We start from the raw sequence: 17,283 nt of genomic DNA, 5'->3' as shown, positions 1-17,283 counted from the left end.
ATTGGATTGCGGTGATGAGCGTGATGCTCGGAGCCTTTATGGCCGTGCTCGACATCCAGATCACCAACTCGTCACTGAAAGATATTCAGGGTGCGCTGTCGGCGACGCTGGAAGAAGGTTCGTGGATTTCCACCTCGTATCTGGTCGCGGAAATCATCATGATTCCGCTGACCGCGTGGCTGGTGCAGTTGCTGTCGGCGCGACGTCTGGCGGTGTGGGTGTCGCTGGGGTTTCTGGCTTCTTCACTGCTGTGCTCGATGGCCTGGAGCCTGGAGAGCATGATCGTCTTTCGCGCCATGCAAGGCTTCACTGGCGGCGCGCTGATTCCGCTGGCGTTCACCCTGACCCTGATCAAACTCCCGGAACACCATCGTGCCAAAGGCATGGCGATGTTCGCCATGACCGCGACCTTTGCGCCCTCCATCGGCCCGACGCTGGGCGGCTGGCTCACGGAAAACTGGGGTTGGGAATACATCTTCTACATCAACATTCCGCCGGGCCTGATCATGATTGCCGGCCTGATGTACGGGCTGGAGAAGAAAGAAGCGCACTGGGAACTGCTGAAAAGCACCGACTACACCGGCATTCTCACGCTGGGGATTGGCCTCGGTTGTCTGCAGGTATTCCTTGAAGAAGGCCATCGCAAGGATTGGCTGGAGTCGAGCCTGATCGTGACCCTGGGCAGCATTGCCCTGCTCAGCCTGATTACCTTTGTGATCGTGCAGATTTCCAAACCGAATCCGCTGATCAATCTGGGCATCCTGCGTAATCGCAATTTCGGTCTGTCGAGTATTTCCAGTCTGGGCATGGGTGTCGGGTTGTACGGTTCAATCTATCTGTTGCCGCTGTATCTGGCGCAGATCCAGAACTACAACGCCCTGCAGATCGGCGAAGTGATCATGTGGATGGGCGTGCCGCAGCTGTTCCTGATTCCGCTGGTGCCGAAGTTGATGAAGTTTGTCTCGCCGAAATGGCTGTGCACGATTGGTTTTGGCTTGTTTGGTTTGGCGAGTTTTTCATCAGGGGTGCTCAACCCGGATTTCGCCGGGCCGCAGTTCAATCAGATCCAGATCATTCGCGCGCTGGGTCAGCCGTTGATCATGGTGACCATTTCGCTGATCGCCACGGCGTACATCCTGCCGCAAGACGCGGGGTCGGCGTCGAGTCTGTTCAATATTCTGCGTAACCTCGGCGGTGCGATCGGGATTGCTTTGTTGGCGACGCTTCTGGATGCGCGCACCAAGACTTACTTCGATTATTTGCGCGAGGCGGTGGTGCCGACCAATCCGCAGGTGGCCGAGCGGTTGGCGTCGATGACTGATCGGTTTGGCAGTGATACGGCGGCGTTGGGCAAGCTGAGCGAGATCGTCCATCAGCAGGCGGCGATCATGGCTTACAACGATGCGTTTCACTTTGTCGGGATTGCGCTGGGGATCAGCATGTTGGCGATTTTGTTGACCAAGAAATTGCCGCAAGGGCTGAAGGCTGGGGAGTCCCACTAACTGCAACTGATCGTTCCCATGCTCCGCGTGGGAATGACTCCGGTGACGCTCTGCGTCACAGCGGACGCGGAGCGTCCGGGGCTGCATTCCCACGCAGAGCGTGGGAACGATCCTACTTACACAGCCAAAAGCCGTTCGCGCAGTTTGGCAATCTCGTCGCGCATCTGCGCCGCCGCTTCAAACTCCAGATCCCGCGCCAGCTGATACATCTTCTCTTCCAGCGCACGAATACGCTTGGTGATCTCGCTCGGCGAACGCAGTTCTGCTTCGTACTTGGCGTTCTCTTCGGCGGCTTTGGCCATGCCTTTGCGCTTCTTGCTGCGCGAACCCGGCACGGTGGCGCCTTCCATGATGTCGGCGACGTCCTTGATCACCCCGCGCGGAGTGATGCCGTTTTCCAGGTTGAAGGCGATCTGCTTGTCGCGACGCCGCTCGGTTTCGCCAATCGCCCGCTCCATCGAACCAGTCATCCGATCGGCGTAAAGAATCGCCCGGCCATTGAGGTTACGCGCCGCCCGGCCGATGGTCTGAATCAGCGAACGCTCGGAACGCAGAAAGCCTTCTTTGTCGGCGTCGAGGATCGCCACCAGCGACACTTCCGGCATGTCCAGGCCTTCACGCAGCAAGTTGATCCCGACCAGCACATCAAAGGTACCGAGGCGCAGATCACGGATGATTTCCACGCGCTCAACGGTGTCGATATCCGAGTGCAGATAACGCACGCGCACGCCGTGATCGGCGAGGTAATCGGTAAGGTCTTCGGCCATGCGTTTGGTCAGCGTGGTGACCAGCACCCGCTCCTCGACCGCCACGCGTTTGCTGATTTCCGAGAGCAGATCGTCGACCTGAGTCAGCGCCGGACGCACTTCAACCTGCGGGTCGACCAGGCCAGTCGGCCGCACCACTTGCTCAACCACCCGCCCGGCGTGCTCGGCTTCGTAGTTGCCCGGCGTCGCCGAGACGAAAATGGTCTGCGGGCTGACCCCTTCCCACTCGTCAAACCGCATCGGCCGGTTGTCCAGCGCCGACGGCAAACGGAAGCCGTATTCGACGAGGGTTTCCTTACGCGAACGGTCGCCCTTATACATCGCGCCGACCTGCGGCACGCTGACGTGGGATTCGTCGATCACCAGCAAAGCATCGGCCGGCAGATAATCGTAGAGCGTTGGCGGCGCCGCGCCGGCCGGGCGACCGGACAGGTAGCGCGAGTAGTTCTCGATGCCGTTGCAATAACCCAACTCGAGGATCATCTCCAGGTCGAAACGGGTGCGCTGTTCAAGACGCTGGGCTTCGACCAGTTTGTTGTTGCTGCGCAGGTATTCGAGGCGTTCCTGCAATTCGACCTTGATGTGTTCGATGGCGTCGAGCAGGGTTTCGCGTGGCGTTACATAGTGGCTCTTCGGGTAAAAGGTGAAGCGCGGCATCTTGCGGATGACTTCGCCGGTCAGCGGGTCGAACGCGGAAATGCTTTCGACCTCGTCATCGAACAGCTCGATGCGGATCGCTTCCAGATCGGATTCCGCCGGATAGATGTCGATCACGTCGCCGCGCACACGGAAAGTCGCGCGGGCAAAGTCCATGTCATTGCGCGTGTATTGCAAGTCGGCCAGCCGCCGCAGCAGCGCACGCTGATCGAGTTTGTCGCCGCGATCGACGTGCAGCACCATCTTCAAATAGGTTTCCGGGCTACCCAGACCGTAGATGCACGACACCGTGGTGACGATGATCGCGTCTTTACGTTCCAGCAACGCTTTGGTTGCGGACAGGCGCATCTGCTCGATGTGGTCGTTGATCGACGCATCCTTCTCGATGAAGGTGTCGGACGACGGCACATAGGCTTCAGGCTGGTAGTAGTCGTAGTAGGAAACGAAATACTCGACGGCATTATTCGGGAAGAACGCCTTGAACTCACCGTACAGCTGCGCAGCAAGGGTCTTGTTCGGCGCCAGCACCAGGGTCGGGCGCTGAATCTGCGAAATGACATTGGCGATGCTGAAGGTCTTGCCCGAGCCGGTCACACCGAGCAGCGTCTGGTGCGCCAGCCCGGCCTCGATGCCCTCCACCAATTGGCGGATGGCTTCTGGCTGGTCGCCGGCGGGCTCGAAGCGGGTGACGAGCTGGAATTCGGACATATACACCTCTGGGATCGCGGCATTCCGAGCAAAGCGGAACACCACGGGGACGACCGCAAACGACCGGTGTCGCGCAAGAAAAAACCTGGATTGTGCTCAATGTGGTGGCGATTGCCTCACCTTTCAAGGCAAACGTCCTACATCCGGTAAAGACTCTGACACGAGCAGTCGACTAACGGTCAAGAAATAATCGGAAAAACTTACCCTAAAAGCCGAATCGCCTGTCGCCATTATTCAGTAATGGCCTCTATACTAGCTCCCCGTTTGTGCACCGCTCTAGTGCATCCGGCTGGAGCGCGACACGTCCCTCCATTCTCCATTCAGAGCCGCCGCAATAATGAGCCTGTTCTCCGCTGTCGAAATGGCACCCCGCGATCCAATCCTGGGCCTCAACGAAGCATTCAACGCCGATACCCGGACCACCAAGGTCAACCTGGGCGTGGGTGTTTACTGCAACGAAGAGGGGCGAATTCCACTTCTGCGCGCCGTGATCGAAGCCGAAACCGTTCGCGCCGCTCAACACGCTTCGCGCGGCTACCTGCCGATCGATGGTATCGCCGCCTACGACCAGGCCGTGCAAAAGCTGCTGTTCGGCAACGACTCGCCGCTGATCAGCGCCGGTCGCGTCATCACCACTCAGGCCGTCGGCGGGACCGGCGCACTGAAGATCGGTGCCGACTTCCTCAAGCAACTGCTGCCGAACGCCGTTGTGGCGATCAGTGACCCAAGCTGGGAAAACCACCGCGCCCTGTTCGAAACCGCCGGTTTCCCGGTGCAGAACTACCGTTACTACGACGCAGCCAGCCACGATGTGAATCGTGCCGGCATGCTCGACGACCTCAACGCCCTGCCGAACGGCTCGATCGTTGTCCTGCACGCCTGCTGCCACAACCCGACCGGCGTCGACCTGACCCCGGCGGACTGGAACAACGTGCTGGAAGTGGTTAAAGCCAAAGGTCACGTGCCGTTCCTCGACATGGCCTATCAAGGCTTTGGCGACGGCATCGATGAAGACGCCGCGGCCGTGCGCCTGTTCGCTGAGTCCGGTCTGACTTTCTTCGTTTCGAGCTCGTTCTCCAAATCGTTCTCGCTGTACGGCGAGCGCGTTGGTGCGCTGTCGATCATCAGCGAATCGAAAGAAGAAAGCGCGCGCGTGCTGTCGCAGGTCAAGCGTGTGATCCGCACCAACTACTCCAACCCGCCGACCCACGGCGCAAGCATCGTTGCAGCTGTATTGAACAGCCCGGAACTGCGTGCACAATGGGAAGCCGAGCTGGCGGAAATGCGTCTGCGCATTCGCGGCATGCGCGAGCAGATGGTTGCCCTGCTGGCAGAGAAAGCCCCGGGCCGCGACTTCAGCTTCGTCGGTCGTCAGCGCGGCATGTTCTCCTACTCAGGCCTGACCACTGAACAAGTGCATCGCCTGCGTAACGAGTTCGGCATCTACGCCCTGGACACCGGCCGCATCTGCGTGGCTGCGCTGAACCAGAGCAACATCAAGGCGGTAACGGATGCGATTGTTCAGGTCATCTGATTTCGCACTGTGATGAAAAACGGGAAGCCTTGGGGCTTCCCGTTTTTTATTTGTCCCGGATAACGCCCCATACCCTCTAGACTGCACACAAATCCAAAATGTAGGAGTTAGCCTGCTCGCGATAGCGGCGTGTCAGGTAATGAAGCTTCGACTGACACGACGCTATCGCGAGCAGGCGAAGGCCTACAGGTTTTGTGTACACCCGAGATTTCTGAAGAGACCCAATATGAAAAACGACAACCTGCGCGCCGACCGTGACGATCTGGATGATTTCATCCCCCGCGCATCGGCCAAGCGCGAAAAGAGCCTGGTACTGCAAGTCGCCGCCGGGGTGTTCCTGGGTGGCCTGGTCCTGTGGCTGGTGCAACTGGCCGCCACCGCGGCTTACGCCAAACTGATGATGGGCACCATCACCTTCGGCAGTTAAGCCAGTTCGATCGCACGCTGACTCGCGGCGTCGTCATAAACGACGTACAGCGATTCGGCGATCTGACTCTTGATCGCCTTGGTGCTTTCAAGACCCAGGACGAAGCCTTCGGCCTTGCCACCGGCGCGGTTCAATTCCTCAGCGGTGCTGGCCTGGGTGATTGCATCGAAGAGTTTTTCGGCGTGAGGGCCAACGCCCTTGGGTAGGCTGATTTGCGCGATGCTCATGCGAACACCTCGCTGTTGCGGGATAAATGGTTCATGACGCAGACCTTTTTCGGCGAATGGCCGGCAGCGCGTGTGACCACTTCCGGGCGCCCATGGTAGACCTCTACTGCAGTTCTGGTAACCGCCAATCGCTGACAAGTCACCGTTCGTCCCGAGGATTCAGCTAATTTTACAACCTGCGCTTGACTTCTCTTTTTGAATCAGTAACATACGCACCAATTCCGCAATAGCTCAGTTGGTAGAGCAAATGACTGTTAATCATTGGGTCCCTGGTTCGAGTCCAGGTTGTGGAGCCAAATAGCAAAGCCCCTGAATCGAAAGATTCAGGGGCTTTTTTGTGGGCGCTCGAAAAGATCTGAAGATCGCAGCCTTCGGCAGCTCCTACAAATTCAGCGTTCATCCGCAGAATCGGCGGAGCATGAGATCTGTGTAGGAACTGCCGAAGGCTGCGATCTTTTGATCTTGAAATGAAAAAGGGCCGATCTGTGTGTAATAGATCGGCCCTTTTTGTTTAGAGACAGCCGTCAGACGTGCTCGCTACTCTTTACCTGCACCTTCGACGCACCCTGCCCATGATCGTGATCATCCGGCTCGATGACCGGCACTTCCTTGCCATCGCAGTCATGCAGCTTGCCGTCGCTGAAGTAATCGCCTTCACGCAGCGCCGCCAGGTCGCGATAGCGCAGGGTCCGCTCTTCCGCCGCCGCAAACACCGACTGCTGATCCGAGTTACCGGCGGTGAAGTGGTTGAAAGCCAGGTTGAGCAGGATCGCCATGATCGCCGACGAGCTGATGCCCGAGTGGAAAATGGTCGCGAACCAGCTTGGGAAGTGATCGTAGAAGTTCGGTGCGGCAATCGGGATCATGCCGAAACCGATCGAAGTAGCGACGATGATCAGGTTGACGTTGTTGCGGTAATCAACCTTCGACAGCGTACGGATACCGCTCGCTGCCACCGTGCCGAACAGCACGATACCGGCGCCGCCGAGTACCGACGTCGGCACTGCTGCGATAACCCGGCCCATGAACGGCAGCAGACCAAGAATCACCAGGAAGATACCGCCAGTAGCGACCACGTAACGGCTCTTGATCCCGGTAACCGCCACCAGCCCAACGTTCTGGGCGAAGGCGCTCTGGGTGAACGAACCGAAAATCGGCGCAAACATGCTCGACAGCATGTCTGCCCGCAGGCCATTGCCCAGGCGTTTGGAATCGACCTTGGTGCCGATGATTTCACCGACCGCAAGAATGTCCGCCGAAGTTTCCACCAGGGTCACCATGACCACGATGCACATCGACAGAATTGCGGCGAAGTGGAAGGTCGGCATGCCGAAATGGAACGGCGTCGGGAAGCCAAACATCGGCCCCGTGGTGACGCTGGAGAAATCCGCCATGCCAAGGAACACCGCCAGCACCGTGCCGATCACCATGGCCAACAGGATCGACAGACGCGAGATGGTCGAGCTGCCGACCTTGCTCAGCAGCAACACCAGCACCAGCGTGACCGCCGCCAGACCGATGTTCTGCATGCTGCCGAAGTCCGGCGCATGGCTGTTGCCGCCCATGGCCCAGCGTGCGGCCACCGGCATCAGCGTCAAGCCGATGGTGGTGATCACGATGCCGGTGACCAGCGGCGGGAAGAACTTGGTGATTCGCGAGAACACCGGCGTAATCAATAAGCCGATCAAGGACGCGGCAATCACTGCGCCAAGCACCGACTGGAAGCCGCCCTCCCCGCCACTGCTGACGATCGCGACCATGGTCGCCACACCGGAGAACGACACGCCCTGCACCAGCGGCAACTGACAACCAAAAAACGGTAGACCCAGGGTTTGCAGCAGCGTCGCCAGCCCCCCCGCAAACAATGAAGCAGCAATCAGCAAACCAATGTCCGCCGGCGACAGGCCGGCCGCCTGGCCGATGATCAGTGGCACCGCAACGATACCGCCGTACATGGTCAGAACATGTTGCAGGCCGTAAGCCATATTCGCGCCGACCCCGAGATTTTCGTCCTCGGGCCGTTGGTGTGAAACATGGGGCGTTTTCATGGTGGGGGGTTCCCTGGTTTTTGTTATGCGCACACTGTATTCAAAACTCGCGACAAGTGTCCATGGTTTTGTATACAAAATATCAGGCACGGGTTACTCGTCACTCAAACGGCCTGATGTCTTGAGTACCCCCTCATCACGTGGCACGATCAGAAGCCATGCTGTACGGACCAACGGATGCCCCCAGCCGGGCAAGAAAAGGAAGTCACCATGAGTGGAAAACCCGCTGCACGCGCCACAGACGCCACAACATGCCCTGCCCATGCGGCGCAGAAAATAGTTGCCGGTTCTCCCGACGTATTCTTCGATGGTCTGCCTGCCGCGCGCCTTGGCGATCCAGCCTCTTGCGGCAGCGCCATCAGCGGCAACATTTCCGCAACCGTCTTCATCAACGGTAAAAACGCCGCCACCCAAGGCAGTCAGGGCAGCCACGGCGACGTTATCGTCGGCGGTTCCGGCACCGTCATCATTGGCCAGAGTGGTGGTGGCGCGCCGATCAGTCCCGTTCCGCCGATCAACTTGGGTTTCGATGAACAGTTCACGTTACTGGACGCCGACGGCGAGCCTGTCCCCGACTTCGCTTACAAAATCACCACCGCGTCTGGCAAGGTAATCCGTGGCGTCACCAATGAGCGCGGACTGACCCAGAGAGTATCGACCCGAGCGAGCGAACTGCTGCATCTGGAGCCTGACGACCTGGCCTGAACAGGAAGAACCAGTGGCTGAATTCACCTGAAAGGAGTTGTAACCAGCATGGCGCAGGCAATCCTCAGCAATAACCGGGCTCCCTCGAATCGACAGGGTGGCAGTACGCATCCCGCAGCCGTTGTCACCAAATACACCAAACGAGCCGACGAAAACGGCTGGCTGAGTGTAAAACTCGAACCAAAAGGCACGCTCATCGCCCTCTGCGAATACACCAAAGTGACCTTCACCAAAGAGTCCGGTGGTCGAACCTACTTCCGGATCGCCGACGGCAATTCGGAGTTCGTAGGGCAGACGGCCAGCCTGAAAACCGAAAATGCCTTGAAGTACCTGATGGATACCCCGCCAACGGCGCCGGCCACCGTCAAGGTCAAGTACACCGGTGCACCGGTTCATGCGGTCTCGGAGTTCAAAGGCAAACTCCTGCAGCAATGGGCACAGGTCAGTTTCAATGGCAAAACGGCGAAGGTGACGCTGAACAGCCAGTGGGGCGGCGAATTTACCCCGATCCCTCCCGGACGCCACCGGATCATGGCCCCGGACCGCTCCCACGGAAATATCTCCACGGATGGCTACAAGGCACAAGGTAATCTGCATTGCACCGACGTCTGGTTTCCAATCGAACTGCAAGGCACAAAAGGCAACAGCAGTCGTTACATCCACGTCGGTCATTTGTCCGACGGCTGTGTCACCTTTTATGAGCTGATCAAATGGAACGACATCTACGACTACCTGATCTGCCGGCGAGTTAAAGGTGAAGGCGGGAAATATGTCGGTGAATTGCTGGTGGAGAAATAATTGAAACGGTTGCTACTTATCCGATTAATACCCGCGCTGTTGCTGGTCGTTGCCAACAGCGCCAGTGCCGACTTTGGCTGTGATGACTTTCTGTCGAAGCTCGCAGACAAGCCATCGTTTGTTGAATTCAAAGGCTGCACACAGGCGCTTGACCGCATGGGCCAGCCATTTTCCGCCAGCTATGAAGTGTCCGGGGCCAATGCTTCGAAAGCCGAACAGTACCTTGAACAGCACTTCGGGATTTCGCCGATCACGCGCGCCTGTTGTGTCTGGGACTCGACCCAAAATGGTTTCAGAGACCCGGCAACAGGCATCAACTACCTCATCAGCATTGGCTCAGAGGAGACAGAGGTCAGGCAACGGGAGTCGTGGGCCAAGATCAATCTGTTCACGATCCAGGTCGATGCTTACGCTGAAGATCCCTGACCAGACTCGATAAGGCGTCCTAGCACCGGCCTCAACAACTCCGGGCTCGCGACCCGAATCCCGAACTCAACCTCAAGCAGACCGAGTAGATCCCCGGCGTCCGCGATATCACGCCGCTCGCTCTCGGCGCCCATGCGGTGAACAGCGAAGCTGCCGTTGTTCAGCGTCTTGCGCCAGCCCTCACCGGTGCGCGCAACCATCAGGCGCTGACTGAACGGTGACTCAGGATGGGTCGAGACGTACCAGTTGCCAATGGTGTAATCGATGTCTTCCTGGCGTTGCAGGTCGAACAGGTACATCGGCCGCCATTCACCCGCCACGTTGGCACGCAGCATGTAGCCGTCGGCCTGTTTCTCAATGCGATAAGGTTCGTGAGGCGTTGGTTGCTCAGTCTCGGTGTCAAGGAGCAGCGGTGCAGTCGGCACCATGCCACCGAAGCCGACATCTGTGATGTAGCGCACGTCGTCGATAGTCACCAGACTCAAACGGTGTGTGCGCGCTGTCCAGCTGCCTTCGGGCTGATTCATTACCACGCGCCCGCTGATGGCCCGAGCGTCGAAGCCCAGTTCCAGCAACAGGGCAAAGAACAAGTTATTCAGTTCATAGCAGTAACCGCCGCGCCCACCGAGCAGGACTTTCTCTTCAATGGACGGCAGATCGATCAACACCGGCGCGCCGGTAATCGTCGCAAGATTCTCGAAAGGGAACACGCCGGTATGGCGCAGTTGCAGCAAGCGCAGGGTCACCAGTGTCGGTTCCGGTGGCGTTTCAAAACCCAGACGTTGCAGGTACAGCTTCAGATTCGTCAGGCGGGGCTCACTCATTGCTCGATCCTTATGCATGGGGCCGCAGGTCACTGCGTTGATGGTCGCCATGTATACGGGATCAGGCACTGTTTTCGACAATTGATTTCGCCAATCGCCCGCTAGCGCTTCTTGCGGGAACCGATGCGAATCCACGTCGGCGCATGGTCGCTGGCGTGCGGTTCATTGCGCACCCAGGCATCTACACCGGCTTCATGCAGATAAGGACTCAGCGCCGGGTTGAGCAGCAGATGATCGATGCGCAGACCGGAGTTGGTTTGCCAATGCTGCCGAAAGTAATCCCAAAACGTATAGAGCCGATCCTCGGGATACAGATGCCGCAGCGAATCGGTCCAGCCCTGATCGAGCAAGCGCTGATAACACTCGCGGCTCTCGGGTTGCAGTAGCGCATCCTTGAGCCAGGAACGGGTGTTGTAGATGTCCATGTCGGTGGGCACGACGTTGTAGTCGCCGGCCAGCACCACCGGGTGATCGCTGCTTTGCAGGTCTTTGGCGTAGCTGATCAGCCGTTCGAACCACGCTAGTTTGTAATCGAATTTCGGCCCCGGTTGCGGGTTGCCGTTGGGCAGGTACAGGCAACCGACCAACACGCCATGCACCGCCGCTTCCAGATAACGACTGTGCTTGTCATCGGGATCACCCGGCAGACCGCGCCGGCTCTCCAGCGGCTGCGCATCGCGGGCGAGAATCGCTACACCGTTCCAGGAGGCCTGGCCCTGCCAGATCGCGCCGTAACCGGCGGCTTCCAGTTCTGCTGCGGGAAACGCCGTGTCGACGGATTTGAGTTCTTGCAGGCAGGCGATATCCGGCTGCTCGCGCTTGAGCCAATCCAGCAGGTTCGGCAAACGCGCGCGTAAACCGTTGACGTTGTAAGTGGCGATTCGCAGGTTTTTCATCGGCTGAGGCTCCTGCCCAAGGGCTGTAAAAATTGTGACCCCGTGATCATCGCGCCGGTTGCATCGGATCAGTCTCGTGCGGCGTAATGGGCACTCGCCTTTTACCCGCACTGCCGAGACCGGAATCCCATGCAAACCACGCTGCAAGGTCAGCGCATCCTCTTGCGCCCGCTCCAGTATTCAGATGCCGACGCCCTGCTCCACGCTGCCGCTGACGGCGAGTTGTGGAACCTCACCGTCACCGTGGTGCCTTCGCCCAGCACTGTCGACAGTTATCTGAAAAAAGCCCTCGATGGCCGTGACGCCGGCACGGTGATGCCGTTCGTGATCGTGTTGAAAGATAGCGGCCAAGTCATCGGCTCGACGCGCTTCTGGAAGATCGACCCGCTCAATCGCAAACTGGAAATCGGCAGCAGCTGGATCTCCGCAAGCTGGCAGAAATCCTTCGTCAACACCGAAGCCAAATACCTGATGCTGCGTCACGCCTTCGAAGTGCTCGACTGCGTGCGCGTGCAGTTCACCACTGACGAGAACAACCAGAAGTCGCGCAACGCGATCCTGCGGCTTGGCGCGCAGCAGGAAGGTATTGTCCGCCACGAGCGGATCATGCCGGACGGGCGCAAGCGCAACTCGGTGCGCTTCAGCATCATCGATGACGAATGGCCACAGGTGCGTCTGCACCTGGAACAGAAACTCGCTACCTGACCCTTCAGGCGCGATTACGCAGCCACTGCAAAAAGCCTCTTTTGGGTACAACCGCCGGCGCTTCCTCGGTCAGGGATTGCGCCTTGTGCAGGCGGAAATCGAGCAGCGTCTGCATCGCGTCGTGGATGTCATGACGCGCATCGAGGCACGGTTTAAGGTACGACTTCTCGATGCGATACAACGCGCAAAAGGTCTTCGCCGAAAAGTCCGCCGGCAACGCGGTATCGGACAAGATTCCTGCCTCGCCAATCACCTCGCCCGGCCCCATGCGCCCGGACTCGAACGGTGTACCGTGGCGCTTCAACGTCACCGACACCACACCGGACTCGATAATGAACAAGTGATCGCTGACCTCCCCGCCCGCCAGAATGACTTCGCCGGCGCGGAAGGTTTGCAGGCTCATGTTCTGGCTGAAGGTGTCCTTCTCTTCCTGGCGCAGGGTTGAGAAAATCGGCGAGCTGTCGAGCAACGCCCGGGGCCGCGACAGGTTGGTCGGCGCAGCACTTTCATCGCTCGACAGCAGATTGACCCCGGAGGCCTGCAAGTGCCGATAGGCCAGATCGAACAACTGATTGCGCACCACCCGTTTCTCGCCCATTGAGGCGACGAAACCGCTGATCTCGTATTCCGCGCCACTGCTGCCGGAGCTTTTCAGTGCGACGCTCGGCGCAGGTATGTCGAGCAACTGGCGACAGCCCTGCATCGCCCGCTCCAGCGCATCGATCACCGAATTGGGCCGCGCATGCGGGCTTACCTGCACGCTGACCGCGACACCAAACATATTGCTCGGCCGGCTGAAATTGATGATCTTGGCCTTGGCCGCCAGCGAGTTGGGGATCACCGCCATGCTGCCCTGACTGGTTTGCAGGCGCGTGGCGCGCCAGTCGATATCGGTAACCCGGCCTTCGGTGCCGTCGATGGAAATCCAGTCATCGAGTTGATAAGGCTTGGTGGTGTTGAGGACGATCCCGGAAAACACATCGCTGAGCGTGCTCTGCAAGGCCAGACCGACAATGATCGCCAACGCCCCGGAGGTCGCCAGTACGCCTTTGACCGGCAGATCCAGCACATAGGCCAGCGCCGCGATGATCGCGATGAGGAAAATCACCGCGCCGAGCAAGTCCTGCAACAACCGCCCGGTGTGGCCGACCCGCTGCATCATCACCGCGCCGATCAACACCGTCAGGGTGCGCGCACCGAACAGCCACCAGCCAATCTGCAGGCCAGTCGCCGCTAGGTGCAGCGGCACGTTGTCGGCCCACGGCGCCGGCTCCATGGGATTGAGGCCTTCGTTGAACAGCAGCACGCTGAACAGGCTGAAAATCAGCACCCGCACCAGCAGTTTCCACTCGCTGCCATGGGAACTGATCAGACGCCATAAACCCAGATCGAGGAGGATCAGGATCAACGCGCAGAACAACGGATGTTCGGTGAGCAGAGACAGCATCAAACAACTCCGACGGGGGCCAATCGCGAGAAGATCGCACAGATTGAGCAAGTGTAGGAGCAATTGATTTCAGAGGATGAACACGCCCGCAAAAACACCACAAAACCCATGTAGGAGTGAGCCTGCTCGCGATGGCAGGGTATCAGTCAAAGAGACTTCGACTGACACTCCGCCATCGCGAGCAGGCTCACTCCTACATTTATTGCATAGGACTTGAGTTATGTACCGTTAGTCAGGGTGCTGTAGCTGGTCATCAGGTTGCGGTAATCCGGGATGTGATTGGAGAACAACGTGCCCAGCCCTTCGATGTCGTTGCGCCAGTCGCGGTGCAGCTCGCAGGCCAGACCGAACCAGGTCATCAATTGCGCGCCAGCGCTGGACATGCGGTTCCACGCCGATTCACGGGTCAGTTCGTTGAATGTGCCGGAGGCGTCCGTCACCACGAACACATCGAAGCCCTCTTCCAGCGCCGACAGCGCCGGGAACGCCACGCAAACCTCAGTCACCACACCGGCAATGATCAATTGCTTCTTGCCAGTGGCCTTGATCGCCTTGACGAAATCTTCGTTGTCCCAGGCGTTGATCTGGCCCGGACGGGCGTGTTCATGTGCGTTTCCTCTTTTCTATAGGCAACAGCCATCCCTGGCCTGCGAACCGGACTACGCGTCCTGTGTAGAGCGCAGTGGTGGTGCGTTAAGCGTGCATCTGACCGAAGCGGCCGGACTGGAAGTCGGCGAAGGCCTGGTGGATTTCCTGCTCGGTGTTCATCACGAACGGGCCGTGGCCGACGATCGGTTCGTCGATCGGCTCGCCGCTGAGCAGCAACACCACCGCGTCCTGGCTGGCTTCGAGTGTCAGTTGATGGCCGTCACGCTCGAACAGCGCCAACTGCCCTTCACGCACCGATTCCACACCGTTGACCTGCACCGAACCTTTGAGCACCACCAGCGCGGTGTTGCGGCCTTCGTGCAGATCCAGCGTCAGCAACTTGCCGGCGTTCAGGCGCAGATCCCACACATCAATCGGTGTGAAAGTCCGCGACGGGCCGGTGTGGCCATCGAACTCACCGGCGATCAGGCGCAGGCGACCGGCGTTGTCCTTGAGCGCAATGCTCGGGATGTCGCTGTCGAGAATGGTCTGGTAGCCCGGCGCGGCCATTTTGTCTTTGGCCGGCAGGTTGACCCACAACTGGACCATTTCCAGTTTGCCGCCGGTTTTGGCGAAGTTTTCCGAATGGAATTCCTCGTGGAGGATCCCGGAAGCCGCAGTCATCCATTGCACATCGCCCGGGCCGATCACACCGCCACTACCGGTCGAATCGCGGTGCTGAACCTCGCCTTCATAAACAATAGTCACGGTTTCGAAACCACGGTGCGGATGCTGACCAACGCCACGCCGTTCGATGGTCGGGGTGAAATCGGCTGGACCGGCGTGATCGAGCAGCAGGAACGGGCTGATGTGTTTGCCCAGGTTGTCGTAGGAAAACAGCGTGCGAACCGGGAAACCATCGCCGACCCAATGGCCGCGCGGGCTGGTGTAGATACCGATGATGTTTTTCATGGTTGTCTCCAATTTGGGTGAGTGACGCGATGGATCAAGCTTAAATCCATGACCATTAATGCACTAGACTGCAAAAATCAGCCTTAGCGTTCTATATGGAGAACGATGGTGGAAGACCTCAACACCCTTTACTACTTTACCCAAGTGGTCGAACATCATGGTTTCGCCGCCGCCGGGCGCGCACTGGACATGCCCAAATCGAAGCTCAGCCGACGGATTTCCGAACTGGAAGAACGCCTTGGCGTGCGCTTGCTTCACCGCACCAGCCGCCATTGTTCGTTGACCGAAATCGGTCAGGCCTATTACCAGCGCTGCCTGGCCATGCGCGTCGAAGCCGAAAGCGCCGCCGAGCTGATCGAACGCAACCGCTCCGAACCGCAGGGACTGGTGCGCCTGAGTTGCCCGACAGCGCTGCTCAACTCGTGGGTCGGGCCGATGCTCACCCGTTACATGCTCAAATACCCGCTAGTGGAATTGTTTATCGAGAGCACCAACCGCCGCGTCGATCTGCTGCACGAAAGCTTCGACATTGCCTTGCGCGTGCGTTTTCCGCCGCTGGAGAACACCGACATGGTCATGAAGGTGCTGGGCAACAGCACGCAATCGGTGGTCGGCAGCCCGCAGTTTGTCGAACGCCTGTCGTCACCGCCCTCACCTGCCGACCTCAACGGCTTGCCGAGCCTGCACTGGGGCGCGGCGCAGCGCGAATATCAATGGGAGCTGCTCGGGCCGAATGACAACACGGCACTGATTCGCCATACGCCACGCATGGTCACCGATGATTTGATTGCCCTGCGTCAGGCGGTGATTGCCGGCGTTGGCGTGGCGCATTTGCCGAGTGTGGTGGTGCGTGAGGACATTGCGGCCGGTCGTGTGGTGGAGTTGATTCCCGGTTGGGCGCCGAAGTGCGGCGTAGTGCATGCGATTTTCCCTTCGCGGCGCGGGTTATTGCCGTCAGTGCGCACGTTGATTGATTTTCTCGGCGAGGAATTTGCCCACAGTGACATTGCCTGAATCGGTGGTGCGCCCTTCGCGAGCAGGCTCGCTCCCACAAGGATTTTGTGAACACCACAGATCTCCTGTGGAAGCGAGCCTGCTCGCGAAGAGGCCAGCCCGGACAACACAAATCCTGAAAATGATTCATGACTTCTGATCAACAGTGCTTTGCCCCGCCAGCGGTTTTTCTCAACGATGCAGACGCCGATACTCCTGCCCATTCCCACTGCAACCCTGGAGTTTTTCATGTCTGTTCCCGCTTTTGGTCTGGGTACATTTCGCCTGCAAGGCCAGGTCGTCATTGATTCGGTGAGCACCGCTCTCGAACTCGGCTACCGGGCCATCGACACCGCGCAAATCTACGAAAACGAAGCCGACGTCGGCGAGGCCATCGCAGCCAGCGGCATACCGCGCGAAGAGCTGTTCATCACCAGCAAGATCTGGGTCGCCAACTTCGCCCAGGATCGCTTGATCGACAGCCTCAAGGAAAGCCTGCAAAAACTGCAGACCGACTACCTCGACCTGACGCTGATTCACTGGCCGTCGCCGGAAAACCAAGTGCCGGTCGAAGAGTTTATGGGCGCCCTGCTCGAAGCCAAGCGTCTGGGCCTGACCCGACAGATCGGTGTTTCCAACTTCACCATCGAGCTGATGCAACAGGCGATCGCGGCGGTCGGTGCCGACAACATCGCTACTAATCAGATTGAACTGCACCCGTACCTGCAAAACCGCAAAGTGGTCGAGTTCGCCCAGAGCCAAGGCATCCACATCACCTCGTACATGACCCTCGCCTACGGCGAAGTGCTGCAAGATCCGCTGATCCAGCAGATCGCCCAGCGCCTGCAAGCCACCCCGGCGCAAATCACCCTGGCCTGGGCCATGCAGTCTGGCTACGCGGTGATTCCGTCGTCGACCAAGCGCGCCAACCTGCAAAGCAACCTTACCGCTACAGCGCTGACACTGAGCGACGCCGATATGGCGCTGATTGCCACGCTTGATCGCGACCATCGCCTGACCAGCCCGAAAGGCATCGCGCCGCACTGGGACTGAGCCGGC

16 protein-coding genes, 1 tRNA gene and 1 pseudogene are annotated in these 17,283 nt (G+C 58.9%); 10 read left to right on the top strand and 8 right to left on the bottom strand.

Annotated features, from left to right (window positions below; translation table 11 throughout):
• The first annotated feature begins 11 nt into the window (after nucleotides 1-11).
• Nucleotides 12-1,502, top strand: coding sequence for an MDR family MFS transporter (locus LOY43_RS09760; protein ID WP_258709920.1), 1,491 nt, complete (start codon nucleotides 12-14; stop codon nucleotides 1,500-1,502).
• 116 nt (nucleotides 1,503-1,618) lie between these two features.
• On the opposite strand, the gene uvrB is transcribed toward LOY43_RS09760, so the two are convergent.
• Entirely contained in the window at nucleotides 1,619-3,634 is a 2,016-nt protein-coding gene (gene uvrB, locus LOY43_RS09755) for an excinuclease ABC subunit UvrB (RefSeq protein WP_007913411.1), read from the bottom strand.
• Between the two features lie 337 nt (nucleotides 3,635-3,971).
• Here uvrB and LOY43_RS09750 point away from each other — a divergent pair, with 337 nt between their 5' ends.
• Complete coding sequence (locus LOY43_RS09750) at nucleotides 3,972-5,168, top strand: amino acid aminotransferase (RefSeq protein WP_095124833.1); 1,197 nt, start codon at nucleotides 3,972-3,974, stop codon at nucleotides 5,166-5,168.
• 226 nt (nucleotides 5,169-5,394) lie between these two features.
• Complete coding sequence (locus tag LOY43_RS09745; RefSeq protein WP_095047664.1) at nucleotides 5,395-5,595, top strand: hypothetical protein; 201 nt, start codon at nucleotides 5,395-5,397, stop codon at nucleotides 5,593-5,595.
• Here the strand turns inward: LOY43_RS09745 and LOY43_RS09740 are convergent.
• The gene (locus LOY43_RS09740; RefSeq protein ID WP_093432041.1) at nucleotides 5,592-5,822 is read right to left on the bottom strand and encodes a hypothetical protein; all 231 of its coding nucleotides are present in this window, start codon (nucleotides 5,820-5,822) and stop codon (nucleotides 5,592-5,594) included. The two genes, LOY43_RS09745 and LOY43_RS09740, sit on opposite strands and share 4 nt — an antisense overlap.
• A gap of 220 nt (nucleotides 5,823-6,042) precedes the next feature.
• Here LOY43_RS09740 and LOY43_RS09735 point away from each other — a divergent pair.
• Nucleotides 6,043-6,118, top strand: a tRNA-Asn gene (locus tag LOY43_RS09735).
• A gap of 228 nt (nucleotides 6,119-6,346) precedes the next feature.
• Here LOY43_RS09735 and LOY43_RS09730 read toward each other — a convergent pair.
• Complete coding sequence (locus tag LOY43_RS09730; protein WP_095047665.1) at nucleotides 6,347-7,870, bottom strand: nucleobase:cation symporter-2 family protein; 1,524 nt, start codon at nucleotides 7,868-7,870, stop codon at nucleotides 6,347-6,349.
• A 210-nt stretch (nucleotides 7,871-8,080) separates the two neighbouring features.
• On the opposite strand from LOY43_RS09730, the gene LOY43_RS09725 reads away from it, so the two are divergent.
• The 3 genes from LOY43_RS09725 to LOY43_RS09715 are packed head-to-tail and all read left to right on the top strand — an operon-like array spanning nucleotide 8,081 to nucleotide 9,799.
• Nucleotides 8,081-8,575, top strand: a complete 495-nt coding sequence (locus LOY43_RS09725; protein WP_095047666.1) for a PAAR domain-containing protein — start codon at nucleotides 8,081-8,083, stop codon at nucleotides 8,573-8,575.
• A gap of 48 nt (nucleotides 8,576-8,623) precedes the next feature.
• Complete coding sequence (locus LOY43_RS09720; protein ID WP_095047667.1) at nucleotides 8,624-9,373, top strand: hypothetical protein; 750 nt, start codon at nucleotides 8,624-8,626, stop codon at nucleotides 9,371-9,373.
• Complete coding sequence (locus LOY43_RS09715) at nucleotides 9,374-9,799, top strand: DUF4952 domain-containing protein (protein WP_095047668.1); 426 nt, start codon at nucleotides 9,374-9,376, stop codon at nucleotides 9,797-9,799. It abuts the gene before it with no gap.
• Here the strand turns inward: LOY43_RS09715 and LOY43_RS09710 are convergent.
• Nucleotides 9,781-10,623, bottom strand: a complete 843-nt coding sequence (locus tag LOY43_RS09710) for an arylamine N-acetyltransferase (protein ID WP_095047669.1) — start codon at nucleotides 10,621-10,623, stop codon at nucleotides 9,781-9,783. The two genes, LOY43_RS09715 and LOY43_RS09710, sit on opposite strands and share 19 nt — an antisense overlap.
• A gap of 101 nt (nucleotides 10,624-10,724) precedes the next feature.
• The gene (gene xth, locus LOY43_RS09705; protein ID WP_095047670.1) at nucleotides 10,725-11,519 is read right to left on the bottom strand and encodes an exodeoxyribonuclease III; all 795 of its coding nucleotides are present in this window, start codon (nucleotides 11,517-11,519) and stop codon (nucleotides 10,725-10,727) included.
• A 129-nt stretch (nucleotides 11,520-11,648) separates the two neighbouring features.
• Between xth and LOY43_RS09700 the strand changes: the two genes are divergently transcribed.
• On the top strand, nucleotides 11,649-12,224 hold the full coding sequence (locus LOY43_RS09700) for a GNAT family N-acetyltransferase (protein ID WP_095047671.1): 576 nt from the start codon (nucleotides 11,649-11,651) through the stop codon (nucleotides 12,222-12,224).
• 4 nt (nucleotides 12,225-12,228) lie between these two features.
• Here the strand turns inward: LOY43_RS09700 and LOY43_RS09695 are convergent, their stop codons facing one another.
• The 3 genes and pseudogenes from LOY43_RS09695 to LOY43_RS09685 form a co-directional block, all read right to left on the bottom strand.
• Complete coding sequence (locus tag LOY43_RS09695; RefSeq protein ID WP_095047672.1) at nucleotides 12,229-13,671, bottom strand: mechanosensitive ion channel family protein; 1,443 nt, start codon at nucleotides 13,669-13,671, stop codon at nucleotides 12,229-12,231.
• 218 nt (nucleotides 13,672-13,889) lie between these two features.
• Nucleotides 13,890-14,270, bottom strand: a pseudogene (locus tag LOY43_RS09690) (isochorismatase family protein); the annotation flags it as partial.
• Nucleotides 14,271-14,364: 94 nt separating this feature from the next.
• Nucleotides 14,365-15,231 (bottom strand): pirin family protein, encoded by an 867-nt coding sequence (locus LOY43_RS09685; protein ID WP_095047673.1) that lies wholly within the window; start codon nucleotides 15,229-15,231, stop codon nucleotides 14,365-14,367.
• Between the two features lie 105 nt (nucleotides 15,232-15,336).
• Between LOY43_RS09685 and LOY43_RS09680 the strand changes: the two genes are divergently transcribed.
• A complete protein-coding gene (locus LOY43_RS09680; RefSeq protein WP_258709521.1) occupies nucleotides 15,337-16,245 on the top strand; it encodes a LysR substrate-binding domain-containing protein in 909 nt (302 codons plus the stop codon).
• A gap of 228 nt (nucleotides 16,246-16,473) precedes the next feature.
• Nucleotides 16,474-17,277, top strand: coding sequence for a 2,5-didehydrogluconate reductase DkgB (dkgB, locus tag LOY43_RS09675; RefSeq protein ID WP_095047675.1), 804 nt, complete (start codon nucleotides 16,474-16,476; stop codon nucleotides 17,275-17,277).
• Nucleotides 17,278-17,283: the final 6 nt, after the last annotated feature.

The sequence above is a fragment of the Pseudomonas sp. B21-041 genome (assembly GCF_024748675.1).
Taxonomy (GTDB): Bacteria; Pseudomonadota; Gammaproteobacteria; order Pseudomonadales; family Pseudomonadaceae; genus Aquipseudomonas; species Aquipseudomonas neuropathica.
This window is presented reverse-complemented; position numbering and strand designations above follow the sequence as displayed.

Bases quoted from the DNA above. Each gene is read 5' to 3' on its own strand.
- uvrB (WP_007913411.1), bottom strand. From the start codon at position 3,634: ATGTCCGAATTCCAGCTCGTCACCCGCTTCGAGCCCGCCGGCGACCAG.
- LOY43_RS09750 (WP_095124833.1), top strand. From the start codon at position 3,972: ATGAGCCTGTTCTCCGCTGTCGAAATGGCACCCCGCGATCCAATCCTG.
- LOY43_RS09745 (WP_095047664.1), top strand. From the start codon at position 5,395: ATGAAAAACGACAACCTGCGCGCCGACCGTGACGATCTGGATGATTTC.
- LOY43_RS09740 (WP_093432041.1), bottom strand. From the start codon at position 5,822: ATGAGCATCGCGCAAATCAGCCTACCCAAGGGCGTTGGCCCTCACGCC.
- LOY43_RS09730 (WP_095047665.1), bottom strand. From the start codon at position 7,870: ATGAAAACGCCCCATGTTTCACACCAACGGCCCGAGGACGAAAATCTC.
- LOY43_RS09725 (WP_095047666.1), top strand. From the start codon at position 8,081: ATGAGTGGAAAACCCGCTGCACGCGCCACAGACGCCACAACATGCCCT.
- LOY43_RS09720 (WP_095047667.1), top strand. From the start codon at position 8,624: ATGGCGCAGGCAATCCTCAGCAATAACCGGGCTCCCTCGAATCGACAG.
- LOY43_RS09710 (WP_095047669.1), bottom strand. From the start codon at position 10,623: ATGAGTGAGCCCCGCCTGACGAATCTGAAGCTGTACCTGCAACGTCTG.
- xth (WP_095047670.1), bottom strand. From the start codon at position 11,519: ATGAAAAACCTGCGAATCGCCACTTACAACGTCAACGGTTTACGCGCG.
- LOY43_RS09700 (WP_095047671.1), top strand. From the start codon at position 11,649: ATGCAAACCACGCTGCAAGGTCAGCGCATCCTCTTGCGCCCGCTCCAG.
- LOY43_RS09695 (WP_095047672.1), bottom strand. From the start codon at position 13,671: ATGCTGTCTCTGCTCACCGAACATCCGTTGTTCTGCGCGTTGATCCTG.
- LOY43_RS09685 (WP_095047673.1), bottom strand. From the start codon at position 15,231: ATGAAAAACATCATCGGTATCTACACCAGCCCGCGCGGCCATTGGGTC.
- LOY43_RS09680 (WP_258709521.1), top strand. From the start codon at position 15,337: ATGGTGGAAGACCTCAACACCCTTTACTACTTTACCCAAGTGGTCGAA.
- dkgB (WP_095047675.1), top strand. From the start codon at position 16,474: ATGTCTGTTCCCGCTTTTGGTCTGGGTACATTTCGCCTGCAAGGCCAG.